At 67.3% G+C, this 24,600-nt stretch carries 29 protein-coding genes; 19 read left to right on the top strand and 10 right to left on the bottom strand.

From position 1 onward, the window contains the following. The first annotated feature begins 41 nt into the window (after positions 1-41). The 3 genes from AC5W7N_RS06290 (at position 42) to AC5W7N_RS06280 (ending at position 3,808) form a co-directional block, all read left to right on the top strand. The gene (locus AC5W7N_RS06290; protein ID WP_195020232.1) at positions 42-857 is read left to right on the top strand and encodes an aminotransferase class IV family protein; all 816 of its coding nucleotides are present in this window, start codon (positions 42-44) and stop codon (positions 855-857) included. Positions 858-1,014: 157 nt separating this feature from the next. Further along, the gene (locus AC5W7N_RS06285; RefSeq protein ID WP_163816072.1) at positions 1,015-2,337 is read left to right on the top strand and encodes a UDP-glucose dehydrogenase family protein; all 1,323 of its coding nucleotides are present in this window, start codon (positions 1,015-1,017) and stop codon (positions 2,335-2,337) included. 145 nt (positions 2,338-2,482) lie between these two features. Then, positions 2,483-3,808 (top strand): DUF7159 family protein, encoded by a 1,326-nt coding sequence (locus AC5W7N_RS06280; RefSeq protein WP_228815185.1) that lies wholly within the window; start codon positions 2,483-2,485, stop codon positions 3,806-3,808. Positions 3,809-4,015: 207 nt separating this feature from the next. Here the strand turns inward: AC5W7N_RS06280 and AC5W7N_RS06275 are convergent, their stop codons facing one another. Beyond that, entirely contained in the window at positions 4,016-5,290 is a 1,275-nt protein-coding gene (locus AC5W7N_RS06275) for a YibE/F family protein (RefSeq protein ID WP_163816074.1), read from the bottom strand. A gap of 560 nt (positions 5,291-5,850) precedes the next feature. Beyond that, the gene (locus tag AC5W7N_RS06270) at positions 5,851-7,098 is read right to left on the bottom strand and encodes a pyridoxal phosphate-dependent aminotransferase (protein ID WP_163816077.1); all 1,248 of its coding nucleotides are present in this window, start codon (positions 7,096-7,098) and stop codon (positions 5,851-5,853) included. A 295-nt stretch (positions 7,099-7,393) separates the two neighbouring features. Here AC5W7N_RS06270 and AC5W7N_RS06265 point away from each other — a divergent pair, with 295 nt between their 5' ends. Beyond that, complete coding sequence (locus AC5W7N_RS06265; RefSeq protein WP_195020233.1) at positions 7,394-7,891, top strand: hypothetical protein; 498 nt, start codon at positions 7,394-7,396, stop codon at positions 7,889-7,891. 6 nt (positions 7,892-7,897) lie between these two features. On the opposite strand, the gene AC5W7N_RS06260 is transcribed toward AC5W7N_RS06265, so the two are convergent. Beyond that, on the bottom strand, positions 7,898-9,274 hold the full coding sequence (locus tag AC5W7N_RS06260) for a helix-turn-helix domain-containing protein (protein WP_195020234.1): 1,377 nt from the start codon (positions 9,272-9,274) through the stop codon (positions 7,898-7,900). A 213-nt stretch (positions 9,275-9,487) separates the two neighbouring features. Between AC5W7N_RS06260 and AC5W7N_RS06255 the strand changes: the two genes are divergently transcribed. Then, positions 9,488-9,937, top strand: coding sequence for a hypothetical protein (locus tag AC5W7N_RS06255; protein WP_163816082.1), 450 nt, complete (start codon positions 9,488-9,490; stop codon positions 9,935-9,937). 145 nt (positions 9,938-10,082) lie between these two features. Here AC5W7N_RS06255 and dcd read toward each other — a convergent pair whose 3' ends face one another. After that, entirely contained in the window at positions 10,083-10,664 is a 582-nt protein-coding gene (dcd, locus tag AC5W7N_RS06250) for a dCTP deaminase (protein ID WP_036541157.1), read from the bottom strand. 75 nt (positions 10,665-10,739) lie between these two features. On the opposite strand from dcd, the gene AC5W7N_RS06245 reads away from it, so the two are divergent. Beyond that, on the top strand, positions 10,740-11,120 hold the full coding sequence (locus AC5W7N_RS06245) for a VOC family protein (RefSeq protein ID WP_195020235.1): 381 nt from the start codon (positions 10,740-10,742) through the stop codon (positions 11,118-11,120). 148 nt (positions 11,121-11,268) lie between these two features. On the opposite strand, the gene AC5W7N_RS06240 is transcribed toward AC5W7N_RS06245, so the two are convergent. From AC5W7N_RS06240 to AC5W7N_RS06215, 6 genes are all read right to left on the bottom strand, one after another. Beyond that, complete coding sequence (locus AC5W7N_RS06240) at positions 11,269-12,699, bottom strand: amidase (protein WP_163816086.1); 1,431 nt, start codon at positions 12,697-12,699, stop codon at positions 11,269-11,271. 100 nt (positions 12,700-12,799) lie between these two features. Further along, positions 12,800-13,369, bottom strand: a complete 570-nt coding sequence (locus AC5W7N_RS06235; RefSeq protein ID WP_195020236.1) for a hypothetical protein — start codon at positions 13,367-13,369, stop codon at positions 12,800-12,802. Further along, entirely contained in the window at positions 13,366-13,935 is a 570-nt protein-coding gene (locus AC5W7N_RS06230; RefSeq protein ID WP_163816090.1) for a TetR/AcrR family transcriptional regulator, read from the bottom strand. Before AC5W7N_RS06230 ends, AC5W7N_RS06235 begins: the two co-directional genes overlap by 4 nt. A 588-nt stretch (positions 13,936-14,523) precedes the next feature. Further along, positions 14,524-14,685, bottom strand: coding sequence for a hypothetical protein (locus tag AC5W7N_RS06225; protein WP_495923401.1), 162 nt, complete (start codon positions 14,683-14,685; stop codon positions 14,524-14,526). A 793-nt stretch (positions 14,686-15,478) separates the two neighbouring features. Beyond that, a complete protein-coding gene (locus AC5W7N_RS06220) occupies positions 15,479-16,246 on the bottom strand; it encodes a glycosyltransferase family 2 protein (protein ID WP_462766905.1) in 768 nt (255 codons plus the stop codon). After that, positions 16,243-17,040 (bottom strand): GntR family transcriptional regulator, encoded by a 798-nt coding sequence (locus AC5W7N_RS06215; protein WP_495923400.1) that lies wholly within the window; start codon positions 17,038-17,040, stop codon positions 16,243-16,245. The genes AC5W7N_RS06220 and AC5W7N_RS06215 overlap by 4 nt, the downstream gene beginning before the upstream one ends. Before the next feature lie 137 nt (positions 17,041-17,177). Between AC5W7N_RS06215 and AC5W7N_RS06210 the strand changes: the two genes are divergently transcribed. Genes AC5W7N_RS06210 through AC5W7N_RS06150 form a run of 13 tightly spaced genes read left to right on the top strand, consistent with a single transcriptional unit; the run spans position 17,178 to position 24,580 of the window. Next, complete coding sequence (locus AC5W7N_RS06210; protein WP_495923399.1) at positions 17,178-17,642, top strand: hypothetical protein; 465 nt, start codon at positions 17,178-17,180, stop codon at positions 17,640-17,642. After that, positions 17,642-17,902 (top strand): hypothetical protein, encoded by a 261-nt coding sequence (locus AC5W7N_RS06205; RefSeq protein ID WP_495923398.1) that lies wholly within the window; start codon positions 17,642-17,644, stop codon positions 17,900-17,902. The genes AC5W7N_RS06210 and AC5W7N_RS06205 overlap by 1 nt, the downstream gene beginning before the upstream one ends. Then, positions 17,902-18,540 (top strand): DUF2637 domain-containing protein, encoded by a 639-nt coding sequence (locus tag AC5W7N_RS06200; RefSeq protein ID WP_495923397.1) that lies wholly within the window; start codon positions 17,902-17,904, stop codon positions 18,538-18,540. The genes AC5W7N_RS06205 and AC5W7N_RS06200 overlap by 1 nt, the downstream gene beginning before the upstream one ends. Continuing rightward, a complete protein-coding gene (locus AC5W7N_RS06195; protein WP_495923396.1) occupies positions 18,540-18,779 on the top strand; it encodes a hypothetical protein in 240 nt (79 codons plus the stop codon). Before AC5W7N_RS06200 ends, AC5W7N_RS06195 begins: the two co-directional genes overlap by 1 nt. After that, positions 18,767-18,976, top strand: coding sequence for a hypothetical protein (locus AC5W7N_RS06190; protein ID WP_495923395.1), 210 nt, complete (start codon positions 18,767-18,769; stop codon positions 18,974-18,976). Before AC5W7N_RS06195 ends, AC5W7N_RS06190 begins: the two co-directional genes overlap by 13 nt. Next, positions 18,973-20,280 carry an FtsK/SpoIIIE domain-containing protein gene (locus tag AC5W7N_RS06185; protein ID WP_495923394.1) on the top strand — a complete coding sequence of 436 codons (1,308 nt, stop codon included), beginning with the start codon at positions 18,973-18,975 and terminating at the stop codon, positions 20,278-20,280. Before AC5W7N_RS06190 ends, AC5W7N_RS06185 begins: the two co-directional genes overlap by 4 nt. 11 nt (positions 20,281-20,291) lie before the next feature. Further along, entirely contained in the window at positions 20,292-20,585 is a 294-nt protein-coding gene (locus tag AC5W7N_RS06180; RefSeq protein ID WP_495923393.1) for a hypothetical protein, read from the top strand. After that, a complete protein-coding gene (locus tag AC5W7N_RS06175) occupies positions 20,585-20,764 on the top strand; it encodes a hypothetical protein (protein ID WP_495923392.1) in 180 nt (59 codons plus the stop codon). Before AC5W7N_RS06180 ends, AC5W7N_RS06175 begins: the two co-directional genes overlap by 1 nt. After that, positions 20,761-20,943, top strand: coding sequence for a hypothetical protein (locus AC5W7N_RS06170; protein ID WP_495923391.1), 183 nt, complete (start codon positions 20,761-20,763; stop codon positions 20,941-20,943). Before AC5W7N_RS06175 ends, AC5W7N_RS06170 begins: the two co-directional genes overlap by 4 nt. Beyond that, a complete protein-coding gene (locus tag AC5W7N_RS06165) occupies positions 20,915-21,544 on the top strand; it encodes a hypothetical protein (RefSeq protein WP_495923390.1) in 630 nt (209 codons plus the stop codon). Before AC5W7N_RS06170 ends, AC5W7N_RS06165 begins: the two co-directional genes overlap by 29 nt. Beyond that, positions 21,544-23,229 carry a replication initiator gene (locus tag AC5W7N_RS06160; protein ID WP_495923389.1) on the top strand — a complete coding sequence of 562 codons (1,686 nt, stop codon included), beginning with the start codon at positions 21,544-21,546 and terminating at the stop codon, positions 23,227-23,229. The genes AC5W7N_RS06165 and AC5W7N_RS06160 overlap by 1 nt, the downstream gene beginning before the upstream one ends. A 14-nt stretch (positions 23,230-23,243) precedes the next feature. Beyond that, on the top strand, positions 23,244-23,450 hold the full coding sequence (locus AC5W7N_RS06155; RefSeq protein WP_104897900.1) for an excisionase family DNA-binding protein: 207 nt from the start codon (positions 23,244-23,246) through the stop codon (positions 23,448-23,450). Next, entirely contained in the window at positions 23,450-24,580 is a 1,131-nt protein-coding gene (locus tag AC5W7N_RS06150) for a tyrosine-type recombinase/integrase (protein WP_495923388.1), read from the top strand. The genes AC5W7N_RS06155 and AC5W7N_RS06150 overlap by 1 nt, the downstream gene beginning before the upstream one ends. The last annotated feature ends 20 nt before the right edge of the window (positions 24,581-24,600 follow it).

Below are 24,600 nucleotides of genomic sequence, written 5' to 3'. Positions count from 1 at the left end.
GGCTTGACCTTGACACCGGTATCAAGGCTTACCGTCGCCGCATGAGGACATTTCCCGCACTGGCATTGATCGACGGGCAGCCCGCCGATCCGGACACACTGGTATCCCACGCCTTCGCCGGCTTCGCGCATTTCACCGCGATGCAGATACGCGACAGCGCCGTGCGCGGGCTGGACCTGCACCTGGACCGATTGGCCGGAGCCTCGCGGACGCTGTTCGGCGCCGACCTCGCACCCGAACGGGTCCTCGCCGATCTGCGGACCGCGGTCGCCGGCTCACCGCCCGATCTGTCGCTGGTGCTCACGGTGTTCGACTCCACCGGGGAATTCACCGGCACCTCCGCCGAACCGTCGCTGCACACGCTCATCCGGACCGCGGCGCCCGCGAACGGACCGCGCGGCCCCCTCTCGCTCGCGATCTACGAACACGAACGGTTCATGCCAGAGATCAAGCATGTCGGTGAGGGCGCCAAGACCTACTACCTGCGCCGCGCTCGGGCGGCGGGGTTCGACGACGCCGCCTTCGTCGACCGGCAGGGCCGCTTGTCCGAAGCCTCGATCTGGAATCTGGCGTTCTGGGATGGGGAAACGGTCGTCTGGCCGGAGGCGGCGGTGCTCACCGGCACCATGATGGGCATCGTGCGCCGCCGGCTGCACGCGGCCGGGATACCGCAGCGGACGCAGGCGATCCGCCCGACCGACCTGCCCGGCTTCGGCGGCGCGGTGGTGCTCAATTCGTGGACACCCGCGATAGCGGTGGACCGGATCGGCGAGACCAGGCTGAGCGGTTCCTCGGAGCTGGTCGGCGTACTGCACACGGCACACGCATCGGAACCACCGACTTCCCTGGCGGACTGACGGGATATCGCCCTGGCAAGGCGGCTTCGCGCATCCAGACCACCGCGGCGGGCGAACCCGCAGGTCAGGGAAGTTTCCACTCCCTGTACATCTATTGTTGCCCGGACTCTTGCCTCGGTGTGGCGGAGTAGCCACCGGCGCGGCTTACCAATCGATCATGCGATGCACAGTCTTCGGAACCGGGTACCTGGGGGCCACGCACGCCGCGTGTATGGCCGAACTCGGGCACGACGTGATCGGGGTGGATGTCGATCCGGGCAAGGTCGCAAAGCTCTCCGACGGTGTGGTGCCGTTCTACGAGCCGGGTCTGGAGGCGGTGCTGCGCCGCAACCTGGACGCTGGACGGCTGCGCTTCACCACCTCCTACGAGGAGGCGGCCGCGCATGCCGATGTGCACTTCCTCGGCGTCGGCACGCCACAGAAGAAGGGCGAATACGCCGCCGACCTGAAATACGTGCACGCGGTGATCGACGCGCTCGCGCCGATGCTCGAGCGACCGTCGGTGATCGTCGGCAAGTCGACGGTCCCGGTCGGCACCGCCGCCGAACTCGGCGCCCGCGCCAGGGCTTTGACCTCGACCGATGTCGAAGTGGCATGGAATCCGGAGTTCCTGCGCGAGGGCTTCGCGGTGCAGGACACGCTGCGCCCGGACCGGCTGGTGCTCGGTGTCGACCGCGACCGCGCCGAATCGGCATGGGTGGAACAACTGTTGCGCGAGATCTACGCCGACCTCATCGCCGCCGACATCCCGTTCCTGCTGACCGATTTGGCCACCGCTGAGCTGGTGAAGGTGTCGGCGAACGCCTTTCTGGCCACCAAGATCTCGTTTATCAACGCGGTCTCGGAGGTGTGCGAGGCCACCGGCGCCGACGTCACCGTGCTGGCCGACGCCCTCGGCTACGACGCCCGCATCGGCCGTCGTTTCCTCAACGCGGGCCTCGGATTCGGCGGCGGATGTCTGCCCAAGGACATCCGGGCCTTCATGGCGCGCGCCGGTGAACTCGGCGCCGACCACGCGCTGACCTTCCTGCGCGAGGTCGACAACATCAATATGCGCCGCCGCACCAAGATGGTGGATATGGCAACCAAGGCCTGCGGTGGATCGCTGCTCGGTGCGAATGTCGCGGTGCTCGGCGCGGCCTTCAAACCCGAATCCGACGATGTGCGCGATTCGCCCGCGCTCAACGTCGCCGGAATGATGCAGCTACACGGCGCCGTTGTCACCGTGTACGACCCGAAGGCGCTGGAGAATTCGCGCCGGGTGTTCCCGACCTTGAACTACGCCACCTCGGTGGCCGAGGCCTGCGATCGCGCGGACGTGGTGCTTGTGCTGACCGAATGGTCCGAATTCACCGCGCTGCGGCCGCACGACCTGGATCCGGTGGTGCGGGCACGGTCCATCATCGACGGCCGCAACTGTCTCCTACCGGCCACCTGGCGGGAGGCCGGATGGGTGTACGCGGGGCTCGGCACACCGTAGAGTTGCCAGTCGAGGCGGGGGCCATCAGGTAAACGGCCAGCACTGCCGCGAACTCCACAGATCTCGGTCGGTAGGGTTCGGGGACGAGCCGCCGCGTGCAGACGATGCGGGCTCACATGTCGTGGAGCGGGAAGATGAGCAGCTGATGGGTTCGGTACTGGGAGTTGCGGTGGGGGCCTGCGCCGTTCGGCTGGCCCGCCCCCACGCCGGGTACCAGCACGAGCATCTGGCCGCGCGGTCCTTCGACCTCCAGACCGTCCCGGTAGCCGAGCAGGACCCGGCCGAACTCGCCGCCCAGGCCGTCGGGGTGACGCTGGAGGCGTCCGCCGATATCGCCGCAGCGGCCATCGCCTACCGCACCGACCAGCAGGCCAGGGCGCTCCGCGCGGCCATGGCCAAACAGCAGGTCACCAACTACGAGCTGGTTCCCGAACTCAACGCGATCGTCGAATTCGCCGAGCGCAGCGGCGATATCCGCGGGGCGTCCATGCTCGTCGTCTACGACCTCGGGAGCTCGGGGCTGTCGGTGAGCATCGTCGACGTCGAGACCAGGCAGGTCCGGCACACCGAACGCACCAGCGATATCAGCGGCGACTACATCGACTCACTGATCCGCGAACAACAGATCGCCTCCGGCCGCATCGCGCACCCGCACGATCCGTCCGGTTTGGCGCAGCTGGACGCGTTGTGCAGGCAGGCCAAGGAACAGCTGTCGAGCAATACCGCGGTGGCGTTGCCCAGCGAGCAGGGCCTGGTGTTGCTGGCGCAGGAGAATTTCGAAGCGCTGATCACGCTCGCGGTGGAATCGTCCGCGCGGATGGCGCGCGAGGTGGTGATGCGCTCCGGTATGCCCGTCAACGGCGTGCTGGTGGTCGGCGGTGGCGCCCGGATTCCGCTGGTAGCGCGGGTTTTGGAGCATTCGCTAGGGCTGCCGGTCGTGGTGCCGGAAGATCCGGAGACGGTCGCTGCCCGCGGCGCCGCACTGCTGGCCCGAGCCGTGCGCGCACCGCGTCCGGTCGCGACGACGGCTGCGCGCCCTGCCCCGGACCCGGCCTTCGCCGACGACGAGCTGGCCCCGTCGTGGCTGTCGGCGCCCACCGAACGCAGGCGCGGGCGCCGCGAGATCAGCGGTGCCGCGTTGACGGTGAGCGCGCTGGCGGTGGTGGCCGCCATCGGTCTCGGGCTCGGCTACGGCCCGCAGGTGCTGGAACGCGATTCCCACACCAGCGAGGGCAACACCTCACCACTGCCGACCACACCGTCGAAGGCGAGCGCGCCGCTCCCGCAGACCGCGGTGCCCACCACCACCGAGGCCGAGGAAGCCATCGCCGAGCCACCGCCGCAGCGTCAGCGGCCGGACGAGCCCGCGCCCACCACCGTCGGCCCCAACACCATCGTGGTGGTTCCCGGGCTGCCGCCGATCATCGTTCCGACGATCCCGCCGCTGTTCCCTCCGCCGCCGCCGGGCTGAGCCGGCTTCCGACGCCGAGCGGCTCGTCGTTCGCGTGCCGCAGCGGTTGGTCACCTGCCGGTCCGTGTTCCGGTCCGCGCGGTCGGCGTGAGCAGCACCGCACATGGGCCGACCAATGGGCGGGCAGGTCCGCGCGGCGGACGGTCGGTCACCCGAGATGCGGACACCGGATCCGAACAGCCCGCGCGAACACCACCGCGACCGAACTCAGGCCTTCGCGTGGCGCGGGCGGTTGGTCACCTTCGGTGCGGGTTTCCCCGATCCGAACGGCCGCGCGAGCAGCACCGCGATACCGGTGGTCAGCGGCACCGACAGCGCGAGCGCGATACCGCCGACGGCCGATCGCGCGATCTCGATGGCCACGGCGTCGCCGACCAGTACGTCACGGATCTCCCGGCCCGCGACGCTGAACAACAGCAGCAGCGGCAGCGCACCACCGGCGTAGGCGAGCACCAGGGTGTAGACGGTGCTGGCGATGTGGTCGCGACCCACCCGCATGGCGGCGGCGAAGATCTCGCGGCGCGAGGCACCCTCGTCCAGCGCCGCCAGTTCGAAGGCGGCCGAGGCCTGGGTGATTGTGACGTCGTTGAGCACACCGAGCGAACCGATGATGAAGCCCGCCAGCAGCAGCCCGGTGATGCTGACGTGTTCGAGGTAGGTGGCGACGTTGGTGTTCTGCTCCTCCGACAGCCCGGTCAGGTCGGTGACGCCGATGGCGATCCAGGACAGCACCGCCGCGAGCACCATCGAGGTCAGTGTGCCGAGTAGGGCCGAACTGGTCCGCAGGTTCACGCCGTGCGCGAGGTAGAGCACCGCGTACAGGATCAGCGAGCCCGCGACCAGCGCGACCGGGATGGCCGGCTTGCCGTCCAGCAGGGCGGGCAGCATGAACATCACCAGCACGCCGAAGGCGAATCCGAGTCCGAGAAGTGCGCGCAGTCCACGCCAGCGCGCGACCACGATGATCACCACCACGAAGGCCAGGGCGATCAGCGTCAGCGGCAGGCCGCGCGCGTAGTCGTCGAAGGAGTAGAGCGGGGTTCCGTCGGGCGCGGTCTGCCGGACGATGCGAATGTGGTCGCCCGCTTTCAATTCCGGCTGCCCCGGCCCCGGAGCGATCTCGAGCAGCGTGTGATTGCCCTCGTGCGGCCCGGATTCGATGGCGATCAGGCTGCGCTGGCAGGTGTAGGCGTTGGTGGCGGGCGGATCCGGTTTGTCCGCGAACACCTTGCCGAGCGACGGACTGCCGCAGGCCCCCATGTCCTGCAACACCACGGTCCCCGCCTCGGTCTGCACCGCCCCGCCCCCGGCGTTCTGCATCGGCAGCGGAATATCCACCTGCTGCTCACTGGGCCACAACGCGATGGTGGCGATCACCACGACCACCCCGATGACCGCTAGTAACCCGACAACGACCCGCGCAGCGGTAGCCCCGATGGCAATCGGCCCGGAGTGATCGTGATGGTGATGGTGGTCGCTCACGCGCCGAGCTTAATGGACGTGGTTTTCAAGAGCACCGGAAGCGGTCGAGACAACCACCGAGCCCAGATTCCCCCACCAAAGAGACCTTTCACCGCCCCACAGGATCCAGATACCCACCAAGCACGGACCCGACCAACCGCCCCAACCCCAATCGGCCCAGCTGGTCTTTCTCCCCACCGCACCAACTGATCTCGCAAGATCCGGGTAACTCACCGGGTACGGGCTAACTCGCCTTTATGCAATACCGCCGGCCGCCAACGCAAAGAACCCCGCGTCTAAGTCTGGCCAAAAAAACGCGGAGAGGCGGGCAAGCCGGCGGAGAGCAGGGGGATGTCTCCGCCGGCCGCAGGGTGGCGCCCAGGGGGGTAGGCAGCCTGACCCACAAGGTCGGCTTGTCCAGGGGGGGTAGACAACCCGACCGGGCGCTCGAAAGCGCCGATGCCTACTGTACACAAAACAACTTGTTTTGCGCTAGTAAGTCTCCAAAAACCGCGATTAGACGAACATGAAGTCTGTTTTCACCGCAGGAAGCAGGGGCTGGTCCCGTTGACGGCGGTGCGCTACTGGCGGTAGCTGGACAGGAAGTTGCCGAAGCGTTCGATGGCGACGGCCAGGTCACGGGCCCACGGCAAGGTGACGATCCGCAGGTGGTCGTGGTTGGGCCAGTTGAACCCGGTGCCCTGGACCATCAGGATCTTCTCCTGCAACAGCAGGTCGAGGATGAGCTTGGCGTCGTCGTGGATCTCGTAGACATTCGGGTCCAGCCGCGGGAACGCGTACAGCGCGCCCTTCGGCTTCACGCACGAGACGCCGGGAATCATGTTCAACCGCTCCCAGGCCACATCGCGCTGCTCCAGCAGCCTGCCGCCGGGCAGGATCAGATCCTCGATGCTCTGGTGGCCGCCGAGCGCCACCTGGATGGCGTGCTGCGCGGGCACATTCGGGCACAACCGGGACGAGGCCAGTAGGTCGATGCCCTCGATGAAGCCGGCCGCGTGCTCCTTCGGACCGGTGATCGCCAGCCAACCCGACCGGTAGCCCGCCACCCGGTAGGCCTTGGACAGGCCGTTGAACGTCAGGCAGAGCAGGTCCGGTGCCAGCGTCGCCAGCGAGATGTGCTTGGCGTCGTCGTAGAGGATCTTGTCGTAGATCTCATCGGCGAGCAGCAACAGCTGATGTTTGCGTGCCAGGTCGACCAGCTGCTGCAACACCTCGGTGGAGTACACCGCGCCGGTGGGATTGTTCGGGTTGATCACCAGCAGCGCCTTGGTCTTGTCGGTGATCTTCGATTCGATGTCGGCGATATCGGGCTGCCAGCCGTTGGACTCGTCGCACAGGTAATGCACCGGCGTGCCGCCCGCCAGGCTGGTCATCGCGGTCCACAGCGGATAGTCCGGGGCGGGGATGAGCACCTCGTCGCCGTTGTTCAGCAGCGCCTGCATGGTGATGGTGATCAGCTCGGACACACCATTGCCCAGGTAGACGCTGTCCACGTCGAGCTCGGGGAAACCGGGCACCAGCTCATAGCGGGTGACGATGGCGCGCCGGGCCGACAGGATGCCCTTGGATTCGGAGTAGCCCTGCGCATAGGGCAGGGCGGCGATGATGTCGCGCATGATCACATCGGGGGCCTCGAACCCGAACGGCGCCGGGTTGCCGATGTTGAGCTTGAGGATGCGATGCCCCTCGGCCTCCAGCCGTGCCGCATGCGCGAGTACCGGTCCACGGATCTCGTAGACGACGTCCTGCAGCTTCGTGGATTGCTCCAGAACACGCGGCGGGCGATGCGGATGATGACCAGTGCTCACCGCTCCATGGTGCCATCCTCGGCAATTCTCGCTCCGGGTCCCCGCCTCGCCGTCGCGTAGGGTGACCGGCGTAACTGTGGGTGGAGGAGACCGGGCGTTGGACAGCAGCAACAGCGGGGGCGGCTGGCAGAGTGGGCCGATGGGCCCGGATCACGGCTGGCAGAGTGGGTTCGGGCCGGGGGCTCAGCCACCGCCGGGGGCGCCGATGCCGAACCCCGCCTTCGGCGCGCCGCTACCACCTGGACCACCACCCGGCCGTGGGCCCGGTCGCCGTATCGCGTTGATCGGCGTCGCCGTGCTGGTGGCCGCGCTGGTGATCGGCGGCGTCGGAGTCGCGATCGGCGTGACGATCAGCGACTCGGACCCGGTCGAGCAGGCCCGGCCGACGACGACCGCGCGGCCGTCAGCGCAGGATTCCCGCGAGGCGGCCCGGCAGGCGGCGTGCGATTTCACCGCCATCATGACCACCTACGACTACCGCGATCTCGAGTCGTACAGGCGGTCGGTCGACGCCGGCTCGACCGGAACGTTCAAGAGCGATTTCGACAACACCTTCCCCGACCTGAGCAACCTGATGGTCACGATGCAGATGTCGTCGACGAGCTCCGCCAACGAGTGCGTCTATCTCACCGGGAACGGCAAGCGGGCCGAGGTGAGCGTCCATGCCGACTACACCGTGACGAAAGCCTTCGAACCGGCGCCACGGAACGAGCGCCAGTCGTTCACCGTGACGATGGAGCGGGTCGACGGCCGGTGGTTGTGCTCAGGAATGGCTCCCGCCGAACCGAAATAGCGGAGCTCAGCCCGCCGACCCTGCCGCGAGCCCGTTGGCGGCGGTGCTCCCGCAGAACTCCTCGATGCGCTCGTCCAGCGCGGCGGCTTCGGTGGCGCCGTCGAAGGTGGGCGCGGCGAGGCGGCGGCGGACGCCGGTGAGCCGTTCCTCCAGTTGGGCGATGCGTTTGTCCTCGGCGAGGCCGAGCACCGGATGCAGGGCCTCGCTCGCGCCGTCGAGGCTGCCGTTGATCAGGTGCGCGGCCGCCGAATCCACCCGGGCCAGGGCCTCGGCGCCGTAGGAGCGCTGCCATGCCGGGCCGGTGGAGTACAGCTCGATCGCCTGCTCGGTCGCCGCGAGGGCGGGCTCGGCCATGCCGAGATGGATGTAGGTGGCGCCCGCGTAGTACTGCGCCTTCGCGTCCGGGAAACCGAAGACGCCGCCGATGCCATCGTGCAGGGTGTCCGAACCGGAGCCGTCGCGGGCGTCGGTGGCCGCGCGCAGGCAGCGCTCGGTATCGGCGGCACTGCCGATCTTGGACCAGATCCTGGCCTCGATATTGCTCAATCGCACCCGCGCGGTGGCCGAATCGGCGAATTCCAATCCGCTCTGGGCAAGTTCGACCGCTCGGCGTGGACGCTCCGACCAGTACTCGATGAGCGCATGCATGCCCCGGGTCCACGCGCGTAATCCGTTGTGCCCACATAATTCGGCATAGGCCCTGGCGGCGCGGATCTGTTCGGCGGCGGCATCGTAATGGCCGAGATCGGTACTGGCGTTGGCGAGCAACCCGGACAAGCTACCCGCGAGCAGATACAGATGACTGGTATCGGCGGGACGCTGCTGCCCCTCCAGCAAGCGATACACCCGCCGCCGCACCCGCAGCATCTCCACCACCATCGGGACCGGCGGAATATGCACGTAGTCGTTGGCGATTCGGGTGACGTCGGCGTCGAGCTGTTCCAATGTCATCGCGCCGATATTGGTGCTCTCGGCCCGGCTCGCGTGTTCACTGGCCTCGTGGGCAGCCGCCATTATCAGATCCCTCTCCGAAATCGCTGCTAACGCATCGCCTCTCACCGCGCCGGCGTCTATGAGGTCCAAGAGTTCCGCGTCGCTGGAATAACTGCTGTGCGCCGAGTCGCCGGCTCGCGCGCCGAATCGCGGTGTGGCGGGCTGACTGATCAGCTCCGCGAACCGTGCCCGCACCACATCGTCGGACCTGGCCAGGGAGGTATCGAGCGCGGCCTGGTTCACCGGGCGCGGATGAACCCGGCTGCCGCCCGCTTCCCATTTGGATACCAGGCGCTGGTGCACCCCCAAATGGGCGGCAAACTCCCGGATACTCATCCGCATGGCGTCGCGCAGCGCCCGGGTCTCCTTCCCTGACCACTGCCGGACCACGTTGTCTTCCCTTCGAACGAAACGTCCCCCACAGGTTACGAGCAAATTGTGAGCGCTGCCACATGCCTTTTCGACTCGAATAACTGGCAGCGCAAGGGCAGTGGAACGCCGGCGGGTCGGCGCTTGTGGCGCGCCGGGCATTACCGCGAGCCTGGAATCGGTGGCGAATCCGACTCCGACCGGCCCGGCGTCAGCGGGCCAGGGGGCTACGCGATGAACGTGGAAAAACTGAGGACGATCGACGATTGGGCGGCCTTCTACCGGCACGAATTCGGGCTGGTGGTCACCGAACGCGGCGGGTTCGTGATGCTACCGATCACCGCGAGGGCCTGCGTGATTCACCTACCCACCTGGCGCGCGGAGAAGGTCCGTGCGGCACTGGCACAGCAGGGCGTGCGAGTTCCCATGCTGGCCAGGCAGATCCGTTGGAGCTTCCTGGCCACCCCGGACAGCAGGCCAGGCGCGCAGCTCATGGAGGTGCTCAACCGCCTCGACATCGGCATACCCGCTGTCGGCAGTGCCGTCATGCTGCCCACCGGCCTCGGTCGCTGGACCAGAGAAGGCTGCTACTGGGTCGAGCCTCCGGAGCGAGGCCGACGACTGCCGCCGCTGTCGACGATCGTCACAGCCGCGCTTGCGGTGGGTGCGGATCGGCCCGACTAGAGCGGTCGGTCGCGCTCGGTCCCGGCGCATAGACGAGGAAGCTGTGCGCCGGGCCGGGCGGGGGGACAGGATCGGCGCGGGCGCCGGTCCTGATCGATACCGGAAGATGGTGCCGGTGCCGACGTCGGCCCGTTCGCGCCGGGAGCTACCGGTCCAGGCTCGGCAGCGGGAAGTTCAGGTACGCCTTCGACGGCGTCGGGCCCCGCTGACCCTGGTATTTGGAGCCGGTGGCGGCGCTGCCGTAGGGGTTCTCGGCGGGGCTGGTCAGCCGGAACAGGCACAGCTGACCGATCTTCATGCCCGGCCACAGCGTGATCGGCAGGTTCGCCACATTCGACAGCTCCAACGTGATGTGGCCGCTGAACCCGGGATCGATGAACCCCGCGGTGGAATGGGTGAGCAGGCCGAGCCGGCCCAGACTCGACTTACCCTCCAGGCGGCCCGCCAGATCGTCGGGCAGGGTGCACACCTCCAGCGTGGAGCCGAGCACGAACTCACCCGGATGCAGCACGAACGGCTCACCGGGCGCGGGCTCGACCAGACTGGTCAGCTCGTCCTGCCGCTGAGCCGGGTCGATATGGGTGTATCGGGTGTTGTTGAACACCCGGAACATCCCGTCCAGGCGCACGTCGATGCTCGACGGCTGGATCAGGTTTTCCTGGAACGGCTCGAGCCCGAGACGCCCACCGGCGATCTCCGCGCGGATGTCACGATCGGAAAGCAGCACGCGCACGAGCGTAATGGCAGGCCATCGCGGCCCGGTCACCGGGAAGTTGTCGGACCCCTGCGGCATCATCGGCCCATGTCCGATTCCGACGCAGGCAGCCACCGTCATCACGCCATCGACTACATCGAAATCGCCGTCACCGATCTGCCCGCGGCCAAACGCTTCTATACCGAGGCGTTCGGGTGGCAGTTCAACGACTACGGACCCGCATACGCCGGCATCCGAAACCCGGCCGGAGCGGAAAACGCCGAGGTCGGCGGGCTGGCGCTGGCCGAGCAGGTACGTCACGGCGGGCCGCTGGTGCTGCTGTACTCCGACGATCTGGACGGCTCGGTGCGGGCGGTCGAGGCCGCGGGCGGGACCGTCGTCAACGGGCCGTACGAATTCCCGGGCGGTCGGCGATTCCACTTCACCGATCCGAGCGGGAATGAGCTCGGGGTGTGGGCGCAGAAGTAGTTCGGCCAGGACGAGGCGTCGGTTCCGCGCGGGACCGAGCCGGGTACCACCTCGAGCCGAGGCGTAGAACCACACCCGGCCCGCGGCTTCTCCTGATGCCGCGAGGTCCTGTCGTGCGCTTCGGTCGGCGCCGACTCGCCCGGAGCGGCTAGCCGGCGACCCTTTCGCCGGCGCTCTGCACATCGGTGATCCGCGGGAATGGGCTCGCGGCCTCGAACTGGTAGGCCAGATCGAGCAGCGTACGTTCGGCGCCGTGCCGGGCCGACAGCTGGATCGAACCGGGCAGGTTCGCCGACATGCGCCCGTGTGGCAGCGATACCGCGGGCCCGCCGCCGACATTGTTGAGCGGGGTGAACCCGACGTAGTCGACGAGCTTGGCGAACAGCTCGTCGAACGGCAGGTTCGGGGAATGATCGCCGAGCAGCGGCGCCGGATGCGAGAGCACCGGGGTGAGCAGCACGTCGACGTCGGTGAAGTGGGCGTCGTAGATCGCGGGTGCGGTGCGGAGCCTTCGCACCGCGCGCATGACGCTCAGCGGCCGGCTCGTGGCCAGCGCCGACAGGCCCTTGGTGAACGGATCGCGCAAACTCGGATCGAAATGTTTGCGCTGCGCGATCCGGAACGAGGTCGACAGCAAAGCCGCCACCGCCGCCCAGTACAGCTTGAAATCCTCGATGAACTGCTCGTCGACCTGGAGCCGGGTTTCGACCAGCTCATGGCCGAGACCGGCGAAGACGGCAGCCGCTGAGTCGAGGATCGCGCCGGTCTCTTCATGCACGGCCCGACCGCGCACGTCGTGGCGGATCACGCCGATGCGCAACCGCCGCTCGCTCGGGCCCTCCACCAGGCCGATGGGTGGAAGTTTGGTGTTGGTGTGGAAGCGTTCGGCGGCCGCCAGATAATGCGCGGTATCGCGGACCGAGCGGGTCAGCACGCCCTCGGCCACCAGGTGCACCGGTAGCTGCCTGGCGCCGGGCTGGTCCAGCAGCCGGTTGCGGGTGGGTTTCAAGCCGACCAGGCCGTTGGCGGCGGCCGGGATGCGGGTCGAGCCGCCGCCGTCATTGGCGTGCGCGATCGGCACCACACCGGCCGCGACCAGCGCCGCGGATCCGCCCGAGGACGCGCCCGCCGAGTAGTCGGTGTTCCACGGGTTGCGTGTCGGCGGACGGTCGGCGTATTCGGTGCTCGCCGTGAGCCCGAACTCCGGCAGCGTGGACTTGCCGAGCGCGACGAACCCCGGATGCAGGAACTGCGCGCCCGGCCCGCTGGTACGTGCGGCCGGATGCGGATCGAAGGCGGCCGAACCGTGGCAGGTGGGCAGCCCGGCGATATCGGTGTTGTCCTTGACGAAGGCGGGCACCCCGGAGAACACCCCAGAGGCCGGCTGCGCGGCCCGCGCCCGCGCGAAGCATTCGGCCTGAATCGCGTTGAGCTGCGGGTTCACTCGCTGCGCTCGTTCGATCGCGGCCTCGATCACTTCGGCCCGCCCCACCTGCCCGTCGCGGATCGCGGCGGCCAATGCCACCGCGTCCATCTCGCCCAGCGCGTCGTCGGTGAATGCGTGCGTGGTGGTGCTCATGTGCTGGGTGTTCCTTACGTCCGGTGCGTGCGGGGCGATCCGGCTCGAACAGTGGATCGAGAACGCGGTGCCTGCCACTGCTTTCGCAGGATAACGATCCTCATGCCGCCGCGCCGCTCCTCCACGGTTCGCGCAGGTCAGCACCCCCGGCGTCCAGGGGAAGCAGATGCGCCAACAGCAGCTTGATCAGCAATACCGGCGCGAACCAGAGCAGTTCCTGCGGGACGGCGATCAGGCTGGTCACCACGACCACACCGAACGCGGTGGCCGCGAAGGCGATCGGGCGGCGCAGCGCCTCCGGCGTCCCGGTCACGATGACGGCACCGGCCATAGCCACCGTGTAGATGACGACCGCTGCGGCCCACCCGAAACCGGGTGCCACCGCCGCCAGGATGAACGGTTGCAGATGCGCTGCGACGAAGCCCAGGTGATGGATCCACGTCCGGCCAGGGCGGTGATACCAGCGTTTGGCCGAGGTCAGCGCATTCACCACCGCGCCACCGAACAGGTCGAAGGCGATGACGGTGACCACCGCGACCGCGAGCCAGGACCACCCGGCCGTTGCCGCCAGCGCGAATCCTGTTGCCGCCCCGCAGACCGCGGAACCGAAGCCGAGACCGACCTCCGACCGGGTGGCGCCCGGCGCGATCAGCCGATCGATGAGATTCATCGCCGGATTCCTTCCACGCAGATCTGGAGCACCGGGTCGACCAGATCGCGTAGCGATAAGTCGGGGTCGACCAGGGCCTGCACCAGACATCCTTCGATCGCCGCGACAATGACCGCCGCGTGCCGCGCGCCGACCCCCTCCCGTAGTTCCCCCTGCTCGGCGGCCTCGGCCAGCAGTCCTGAGATGGCGGCGCGATAGTCGCGATAGACGCCGACCAGATCGATGGGCGGATTCGCGGCCCACACATCCAGCAGAACCCGCACGTGATCGGGATGGGAGTCCAGCATCTCCATCGCGCCACGCACGAGTCGGGCGAGCCGTTGCAGCGCGGGCCCCTCACCGAGGTGGGCCAGTACCTGCTCGGTCTCGGCCATGTAGCTACCGAAGACGCCGCTGAGCAGTGCATCCCTGCTGTCGAAATACAGGTAGATGGTGCCCTTGGCGATCCCCGCCTCGGCCGCGACATCGTCTATGCGCGAGGCCGCGAACCCCTTGCGGGCAAACACCTTCGCGGCGGCATCAAGGATTTCCTGCCTGCGTGCGGCACGATCGACTACTTTCGGCATAGCCCCATAATGAATGACCAGTCAGTCATAAACAAGCCTCTGCGACCGTCATCGTTCGGCGAGCTTCCTCCGCACAAGCAAAGGCCCCGAGTGACTGATCACTCGGGGCCTTCTCTTTGAGCCGATGACGGGAATCGAACCCGCGCTGTCTGCTTGGGAATCAGGGTGAAGTGCTCACATGGCTTGTTGATCTGCGGGTTTTGCTGCGCGCTGAGATCCGGCGTTTACCGGTTTTGACCGGGTTATATGGCACGTTTGTGGCACGCGGGCGATTCCGTCCACGTGCCAGCTTTGGTTGTTTGGCCCTGGTGGTGGGTGGCCTGCACACATCGGGGGCTGGCTTCACCGCCTGCCCCATAGGGCCTGCCCTTCGCGCGTAGAGGCTCCGGGGTCAAGGGTGGGCTTGCCCATCACGCAGTGACGCGTAGCGCCCTTGACGCTGGAGGGGCGCGGGAACACAATGCAGGCCACCGACCACCAGGGCCACGCGGCCGAAGGACGCGCAACGACTACCAGGCCAACCACGACGGCACGGGCCGGTCGCTTTTTCCGCAACGGAAGAGAAGGGGGCCGAAGCCCCCTTTCGGGTCAGTCGTCGTCGCGGGCGGTGAGGGCTTCGAGGTAGGCGGCGTGGCAGTCGGTGCAGGCGTGGTCGTGTTCGTCGCCGGGCACGTAGTACGGGAGGGTGGTGGTGGCGGGGTTGGTGCAGCCGGGGGTGGTGCAGGCGGTGGGGTGGATGGTGGCGTTCATGGTGAGGGTTCCTCTCTGTCCGGGTCGGTGGAATCTGGGCTCCGCCCGGACCAGGCCGGACCCGCCCTCGCAATGGCTCGGCGGCCGGGGGTCGCGCGGCACCCTTGCCCTGTTGAAGGTCACCGCAGCTTGAGGCTGGGACTGTGCCGCGTGGCCCCCGGCCGTCGACACCGCTTGGCCGTTGCGAGGGCGGGTCCGGCCTGGTACGCCATCGGCAGATTCCGCCGGCCCGGACAGAGAGGAACACGGTGAACGCCACCAGCCGCCCCGTCTGCACCACCCCCGGCTGCACCAACCCCGCCTGGTGACCCACGGACTATGTGTCCGGCGACGAACACGACCACGCCTGCACCGCAACGCAACCCGAAGCCCTCACCGTCCACGGCACCCCACCGCGGCTTCCTCGGCAAAGTCCCCGTCTCGGACCGGACCACAGCCAGGCCCCACGAACGGCGCCGGCGGATTCGTCGCGGAGCTGCGGGAGAGCAAGCCCGGTAGGACAGACGACGTGCCCAGCACTGCTCGGACGAATGACAAGTGCGGCAGAGCTGGCGGTCTCCGTGCTACCACGTCGCCAAAGTGGATCCGTGACCGCCAGACAGGGCCGGATGCACCTGGGCCAGCGCGTCGCGCCGCCGACGCGCCGACGCGCCCAGGCGGCGCCCTTCCAGCCTGGTTTGCGCGTCGCTGCGCGGCGGCGGCGCGAAGCGCCGCCGCAGGCGCTCTTGATCCTGTATGGCGAAATTCGGCAACCACTCGCAGAACGTGCGGGATCGCTGAATAGCGCCAGAAACTAGGCGCTTTGGCGCTGGGCCGTGAGGTCGAAGCGGGTCGTGATGCGCATGGACGATGCGCGCTCGTCGATCAGGCCCATCCGCGCTGTGCGCTCGGCCGCATCTAGATGTGTCGGATGAGCGGTCATCTGGCCGTCCCACTTGCGGTACAGCAAGCCGGGCTCCGCCGTGAACCATCCGTCCGTGAGTGCATCGGCGGCGAGCAGGAGGCCCACGTCTTCCGAGGCAGGCAGTGCCATCCACCCGCCAGCGGCAAGAAGTAGGTGCCTGTGAATGCATAGCGATGCGGGGTGAACCGACGCTCGGTAGTCATGGCTTCTCCAGTGGGCGAGGACAGTTCCACTGATCAGACGCCCGTCCGGTGGGTCCTGGTCAAACCCAATCGTCGATCCATCCGGGAGCAGATCGAGGACTCGTGATGTAGCCCATCCCACCCCGGGCTGGCTCAACGCCTCGATATCCCGTGCCAGGGTGCCAGGGGTCAGCTGGTCATCTGCATCGAGGACCTTCACCAACGCACCAACGGAGCGAGCCAACGCCAGTGAACGACAAACGCCAGGGCCTCCATGCCGACCCATACCCGGCTTGACTCGCGGGTCGTCGGGCAGCATCTTCGCGGCTTCGCCTGTCGTGCCGTCTTCCTGGACAATCCATTCCCAGTCCCAACCTTCCGGCAGCTCCTGAGCGAGTAGCGACCGATAGGCGTCATCGAGATATTCGGCGACAGGGCGATACGTCGCGGTGATGACCGAGATTGTCCGAATCACTTGGACTCCCAACGACGAAGCGTGGTCGAAAAGGTCAGTTCAGTGCGGTCGCCCGGAAGAATCACGTCGGAGAACTCCACCACCCGGCCCGATGTGTCGACGGCGCGTTTCTCCACGACGAACACAGCGACGCCGGTAGAAAGGTCGAGCTCCTCGGTTTCTTCAGCAGTCGGCGGCCGAGTCCCGATCGTCTCGTCAATCCGATCGATCTCGATTCCAATGGTGTACAGCTGATGCTGGGTGCCGCCCGGCCAGGGTTCCTTTGTGTCGTCGAGAAGGTCCGGGTTCTCGGCCGCCAGCTCATACGCGATATGTGACGTGCTGAGATTCAACGGCACGCCCTCATGGTCTAGCCACGTGCGATAGTTCCGACGAAGAACGCGGGCACCGATTGGCAGACCGAGAATCCGAGCCATCCGTTCATCGGCCTCGACGACCTCGTACTTGGCCGAGAATTCAAGATCATTGACCGTGACGCCCGTGTCCCGCTCAGTGGCTCCGGTTTCCCTGCGCTCCGCCTCGGGAAGGTGAACGCGGTCCTTCTCCCACTGATAGCGATCAGATGACCGGCGAACCTTCTGGCGGGGTTTCCGCACGAAGGTGCCGATTCCATGTCGAGCCTCGATCACGCCCTCGCCGCGTAGGACAGCTAGAGCCTGACGCAGCGTCGGGACGCTCACCCGATGGCGTTTGATCAACTCAGCCTCGCTAGGGAGACGTTCGCCAGGGCGTAGCTCCCCGGCGGCGATCCGCCGTCGCAGGTCATCAGCAATTAGCTCGTACTTCGCGGGCATGCGATCCCTTCCCACTGTCCAAGACCTCGCCATCTTAAGTCCTCTGTAGGTCTTGACGCCTACAGCTCCTCTGTGCTCCTATATAGGAGTAAGTCCTCTATAGGACATGACGAGTAAAACAGAAGGAGATGACAGAGATGGCTCTCAAGGACATGTGGATTCCGACCGACTTCCGTTCCGTGTTCCCGAAGGGTGTGTTGCTGCTCGGTGATATCGAGGCGCAGACCGAGTTCAGCGAGGACCGCAACGCGCCGAAGCGTCAGGCGCTCGACTACGACCGCGACGGCAACGGCTCGGGCAAGCGCCTGTGGAAGGCCACGATCATGGACCGGGCTGGCGGCAAGGCGAACCAGGCCGGTTTCGATATCACCTTCGTCGCGGACCAGATGCCGGTTCCGTCGGAGCCGGAGGTCATGGAGGGCCTGCGTCCGATCGAGCTGGAGGGGCTGACGCTCAAGCCTCGGCTGGTCGGAAACGGCCAGTTCAAGTCGATCGGCTTCTACATCCGGGCGACGGGCATCAAGGGTGATACCTCGGGTGCGAAGCAGGCGCCGGCCGATCCGGGTGCGGCTCGCCCGGCCAGCGGTAAGGCGGCGGCCTGATGTCGTACGTGAGCGCAATGATCAGTGGCGACGGCATCTCGGTCGTCTACTCCCCGGCCCGACCGATGGACATCGACAGCAACCGCACGGTTCCGGCGTCGGTGCATGTGGAGTTGGAAAGCAAACACGGCCACCTCTACCTGTCGCTGAGCATCGCGGATGCGCGGACGCTGCTGGCCGAGCTGCCGGGCGTGTTGGCCGAGCATGACGAGGCCGTGTCCGGTGCGGTTGTCGATCTGGCGAAGAAGTCGGCCGCGTAATGAGCACGAACGAGACGGCCGCGAGCATCCGCATTGCGCGGGGGTTCGCGGTCGTCACCATCATCGCTGTCGGGGTCGCGGCCTTCGTGCTGTCGTTCGCGTCCCTGCGGGATCTAGCGATCTTGGCGCATGTCCCGGCCCGGTGGGCGTGGCTGTTCCCGGTGATCGTGGACGGCACCATCATCCAGGCCACAGTGTCGGCGCTGGCGTTGGCGAAGTCGCCGGAACGCAGCTGGTTCACCGGGGTACTGGTCGCGGGTGCGGTGGTGTCCATCGCCGGGAACTCGCTGCACGCGGTCGCGGCCGGGCAGGAACTTCCGGCCTGGGCCTCGGCGCTGGTGGCGGCTATCGCCCCAATCTCGCTGCTCGCTGACACGCACGGGCTGGCGGTGCTCTTCCGCGCCGCTCATCCCGAACCTGCCCCGGCCGCCGAGCCTGCGGCCGAACCGGAATCGGCGCAAGAGCCCGACCCGCAACCGATCCCCGAACCCGAACCCGAACCGGTTCCCGTTCCTGAGCCTGCGCCGGTCCCGGCTGCGGCTGTTCCTCCGGCACCTGTGGTGCCGACTCCACCTGTTCGTTCCTCGCGACCGGTGCAGGCAATGCTGCCGATCGCTGTCCCTGTTGGGGGTGCCTGATGTCGAAAACTGCTCTGTGGGCTGGTGTTGCGGCGCTGCCGCTGCTGGTCCTGTTGCCCGCCGCGCCCGCTGCGGCTGATCCCGGTTCCGAGTGCGTCATGTTCTGCGACGACCAGTCCACCGGGTCTCCGGTCGAGCCCCGGCCCGAGGTGGATATGCGGGTCTGCTGGCGTTGCGGGCTGCCGGTTCCGTTGCTGGGCAAGCCGCTGGAAGAGGAGACGAACCCATGGGGTCGCTGATGAAACGCCCGCTGGTTTCGGCGCTGTTCGCGGTGGCGTTCCTGTTCATGCTGGCCGGGCTGGTGATGCTGGCCTTCCGTCCCGCCGCGACGGCGAGTGAGCCGGTCTCGGAGACGGTGACGGTGGTTTCGGTGGTCACGGTCTCGACCACTAGCGGACCGGCCCCGCAGTACCCGTTCGGGGAGGTGATCCAGTGAGCGCCACCGCTGCCCTGGTCCTCGGGAGTGTGTTCGCCGCGAGCGGGGTCATGGCCTACTGGTCCGGGCTCCGGGCTCCGCGCACCGAGTCGCCGGCTGATCAGGTTGCGGCTGCTCCGGCCGATCTTCGGCCTGCGGTGTTCGTGCTGTCGGATTCGGCGCAGCTGGCGTTGATGTGGCCGGCGCTCGGGCTCGGGTCGCCGGAGTCGGGGTTTCCGAACATTGTGGCCGCCGACTACACCGAGTCGGGGCTGATGGTTCAGGTGCAGATGGTGGGCGGCCAATCGCTCAAGGACTGGACCAACGATGACACCCTCGACGCCCTGGCCCACTACCTGGCGGTGCCGAAGGTGCTGGCCTCGTCTCCGGCTCCGGGGTTCGTGTGCCTGGATATCCGCACCACCGACACCCTCGCCGAATCCAAACCCGTCAACGAACTGCTCCATTACGGGGTGGATCTCGAAGCGGTGCCGGTCGGGGTCACCGAGCACGGGCGGGTGTGGCTGTTGCAGGTGCTGTATGCCCACATCCTGCTCGCCGGTGCCACCGGCTCGGGTAAGGGCTCGGTGATCTGGTCGATCATCTCCGGCATCGGCCCCGCCATCAAGGCCGGGTTCGTGGACGTGTGGATGGCAGACCCCAAGGGCGGCATGGAATTCGGTCGCGGTGACCGGATGTGGGTGCGGTTCGAGTGGACCGCCGATGGCATCCTGGCCATGCTCGAAGAAGCCGTGACGGTGATGCAGGAACGCTCATCCCGGCTGCGCACGGCCGGGGTTCGCAAGCACATCCCGACCACCGATGAGCCGCTGATCCTGATCATCATCGACGAAGCCGCCGCGCTGTCGTCGTACGCCACCCGCGAGCAGCAAGAGAAGTTCCGCTACCTGACCGGCCTGCTGCTATCCCAAGGCCGCGCGGTCGGTGTCTCGGTGGTAGCGGCATTGCAGGACCCGTCCAAGGAGACGATGCCGAACCGGCAGCTGTTCCCGGTCCGTATCGGGCTGCGGCTGGATGAGCCCACCCAGACGGCGATGATCCACGGCCAGGGTGCCAGGGATCGCGGTGCCCGCTGCGACGAGATCTCCGACCAGACCCCCGGCGTGGGCTACGTCGGCGAAGACGGAACCACCGAATTCGTTCGCGTGCGGGCGTTCTGGGTCTCCGACAACGACATCGACCGCATCGTCGCCACCTACGCACCCGACCAGCCCGACCTGGCCCCTAAGGCCGATTATTCCGATTTCGATCCGGACGACATCCCCGGCGATGACGACAACCCCGGCGGGCTGGTGGCGGCATGAAACGGGGCTTTGTGACTGAAACCCATGTGGTCATCTACTGCGACGGCTGCGGCGATCCCTACACCGAGAACACCAGCGAATCAATCTGCTTCGCCTCGGTGCACCAAGCCGTCAGCCACCTGTCCCACCGAGAAGCGTTGCTGGGCTGGATCTACGACGGCGACCGCGTCTGGTGCGACGGCTGCCGCGCCGCTGCCCGCTGCGAAAGTGCCGGCCACCGCTTCCCGGCCCCGTCCCGGCTGTTCCGTTCCTCCCGACCCGCCGTCTGCACCGTCTGCGGCATCCACGAAAGCGAGACCGTCTGATGAGCACCAAGATCACCCGCGACTCCGCCGACATCGATTCCGTGATCGATCTGCGGTCGCGTCGACGCTGCCAGCTCGAACGCGGTGGCCTCGACCCGATTGCGGTCGCGATCAACCTGCTCGCCGAAACCGGCCCCGCTCCCGGCTGGGACTCCGATTTGGACGGATGGGCAGCATGAGCACGCCCGAGGCCAAGCCACCGGATCGGCGGGTGGACCAACTGCTGGCCGACGCCGCCGCCCGCCACCGCCGCCGCAAGATCCCGTCCCGCAAGCCGACCGAGCCTCACCAGCTCGCCCTGTTCGACCTCCCGGCAAGGAGACCCCGCCATGACCGCCAAGACCAGCACCCAGCCTGACCCGTTCAACGAGGTCTGCACCGCCGCGCTGTATGCCGCCTGGTACCTACTCGTGGGCACCGTCACCGCGGCTTGGTGGGCGGTGCTGTTCCCCATGATCTCGCTCCCGATCGCGGCCGCTGTCGCTGCCGGGGTGGTGTTCGGGTGGCCGTTTGGGGTCGGGGTCGCTGGGGTGGCCGGCGTGGGGATCATGCTCTGGCGACTGCGGAGACCAGAGATGTTCGAGCGCTGGGTGGCCCGGCGTGCCCGAACCCGGTTTCTGACCTGGTGGCGCTACCGGCTGCGTTGGGATCGCAAGCTCACCGCCTGCGGCCTGGCCGTCGTCACGGGCGAGTCCATCAAGGTTCCTCGGCTGGTGTCGGTGGCTATCGGGGAGTTCTCCGACCGGGTGCGGGTGCGGATGCTCGACGGCCAATGTCCCGCCGACTACGACAACCGCACCTCCCACCTCTGCCACGCCTTCGGCGCACTCGACTGCCACGCCAGCCTCGCCGGTCCCGGCCTCTACGACCTGACCTTCCGCCGCTCCGACGCCCTCGCCGCCACCGTGATCCTCCCGCGAGTCGACCACTGGACCAAGGACAAGAACGAGGCTGCCTGATGGAAACCCTGAGTACTGATGTGCCGCTACGCCAGACCGCCGCCGAACGCCGCGCCCTGCCGGACTTCCGGGATGTGGCCGAAGCGACGGCGGAGAAGTTCGATGTGTGCAAGCGGCCGATCCCGATGCGGGTCGAAGACCCGAAAACGTTGACCGTCTCCTACGTCGCCGCCCCCTGCAAGTCGACTATCGAATCGGTGTGCCCGGCGTGTGCGAAGCAGGCCCGCTACCTGCGGATGACGCAATGCCGGGAGGGTTGGCACCTGGATGCCGAACCCGTCGAAGAACCCAAAGACCCCACCGAACAGCAAACAGACCTCGTCGCCGCCCGCTCGGATCTGTTCAACCAGTACCAGGGCGCGAAGGCCGAAGACGATGCCGAGCTGATGGCCGGTATCCGCGAGATCATCGAAGACCTCGACCGCGAACTGCGTGACTCCGGGTTCCGGGGCCGCCTGCCCGCGCTGGACGAGAGGCCGGCCACTCGCCGGACCCGTTCGACCCGCCGTCGTCAGGACGCGCCGAACCTGCCGCGCCGCAAGGTCTCCCGCACCACCATCGGCCGCGAATTCTCCGGCCACCGGCCCTCCATGTTCGTCACCCTGACCATGCCCTCCTACGGGGGCATCAACTCCGATGGTGCGACCGGCCCGGACGGCATCCCCTGCTCGGACGGGTCCCCGCGTCGCCCCGACGAGTACGACTACACCCGCGCTGCCCGTGACATCGTGCATTTCTCGGCGCTGGTGGATCGCTGGATCCAGAACCTGCGCCGTGCGGTGGGCTATGACGTGCAGTACTTCGCCTCGGTCGAACCGCAGAAACGCGGTGCCCCGCACCTGCATATCCTGCTGCGGGGCGCGATCTCGCGTGATCTGCTGCGCCAGGTCACCGCCGCCACCTACCACCAAGTGTGGTGGCCGCACTTCGACCACGAGCAGTACACCGCCGACCGGATGCCGGTCTGGGACCCGGCCGACATGACCTTCGTCGACCCCGACACCCGCCGCCCCCTCACCGACTGGGACCAGGCCCTCGACATCATGGACTCCGTCGATGAGCTGCCACCGGCGCACACGGTGCGGTTCGGCTCGCAGATGGACCGCAAACACATTCGCGGTGTGCTCGGCGGCACCCAAGAGGTGAACCGGCATATCGGCTACGTCACCAAGTACCTGACCAAGTCCATCGCCGAAATCGTGGAACCACGGTCACAGCGGGCCGCCGAGCATTACGACCGCCTCCACGCCGAGCTTCAGTACACGCCGTGCTCGCCGCGCTGCGGGGTCTGGCTGCGCTACGGCATCGTCCCCAAGGGCGCCAGCGACAAGACCATCCCTGGCAAATGCCGAGGCAAAGCGCACCGCCGTGACACCCTCGGCCTGCCCGGTCGCCGGGTCCTGGTCTCGCGGCGCTGGTCCGGCAAAACCCTCCCGGACCACAAGCAAGACCGCGCCGAGTTTGTTCGGCAACTGCTCGCCCGAGTGGGGATCGAAAAGCCCGACACCTCACACCTGCGGGTCACCCCGGTCCAGCCCGGCGACCAGTCCGTGCCGCCACGCGATCACCTGATCATGGCCGCCATCGCCCAACGCACCGCCTGGCGCGCCCAATACACCAACGCCCTGCTCGCAGCGGCACCACCAGACACACACGACCTTTCGGCAATCCAGCCAGCAGCATAAGTAAGGGGAGAGAGATGGATATCGGTCCGGGATACGTCGACGTCCAGGGCGCAGCGCTGTACCTGGGCACCGGCGTTCGGTTTATCCGCCGGTTGGTCGCCGAACGCCGGGTGGTGTTCTACAAGGTCGGCGGTCACGTCCGGTTCAAGATCGCCGACCTCGACGCGTACGCACAATCGGGCCGCGTCGAGGTGGCTCCCTGCTATCAGAAGGCGTCCTGATGGCCGGGAAACGCGGTTTCGGCAGTGTGCGCAAGCTGCCGTCGGGCCGGTGGCAGGCACGCTACCGGGGTCCCGATGGGCAGATGCGCCCGGCACCGAGGACGTTCGCTACCAAGAAGTCGGCCGAACAGTGGCTGTCAACCACTGAGGTGCAGATCCTTCAGGGCGATTGGATCGACCCGGAGCGGAGCAAAGTCACCGTGGCGTCGTATGTGCAGCGCTGGATCGATCAGCGTCCGGGCCTGCGCCCGAAGACGGTGGGCCTGTATGAGTGGTTGTTGCAAAAGCACATCGAACCGACTGAGCTCGGTGACACTGAACTCGGCAGGCTGACCACGCCGATTGTTCGGCAGTGGCGGGCCGAACGTCTGGATTCGGGCGTGTCGGAGATTGCGACGGCCAAGGCATATCGCCTAGTGCGCGCCGCGCTGAATACCGCTGTTGATGAGGACAAGATCATCCCGCGCAATCCGTGCCGGGTCCGTGGAGCCGACAAGGAGTACAGCCCAGAACGCCCGGTCCTGACTATCGCTCAGGTCTTCACGCTCGCAGCGGCGGTCCCCGAACGCTATCGAGTGCTGGTGCTGCTGACTGCGTTCTGCTCGCTGCGTTGGGGCGAGGTGACAGCGCTGACGCGTGAGGACTTCTCGGATGGTGCGGTGTCGGTGCGGATCGGCAAGGCTCTGGTCGAGCTGCCGGGCAAGGGCCTGGTGGTCTCTCCGCCCAAGTCTCGCGCCGGCCTTCGCACCTTGACGGTTCCCGAGGCCATCCGGGCTGATGTGCTCGCACACCTTGACGAGTATGTGGCCGACGCACCGACCTCGTATGTCTTCACCGGGCTGAGGGGCAACCCGCTGCGACGCTCGAACTTCTCCCAGATCGTCAAATGGGGCAAGCTCACCGCGTCGGTTGGCCTGGCCGGTGTGCACTTCCACGACCTTCGCCACGCGGGGAACCTGTGGGCCTCGAAGTCCGGGATGTCGACCAAGGATCTGATGGCCCGGATGGGGCACGACGACATGCGAGCGGCCCTGATCTACCAGCGGGCGACCGATGATGCGGAACGCCGCATCGCTGAAGATCTGTCGCGCATGGCGACCGCGTACCGCGAGGGCCGTTCCGGCGGATAGTGGCACGTGTGTGGCACGCG

The sequence above is a fragment of the Nocardia sp. CDC519 genome (assembly GCF_059509835.1).
The sequence above is the reverse complement of the archived record's forward strand: the minus strand, read 5'-3'. Positions and strand labels throughout refer to the sequence as shown.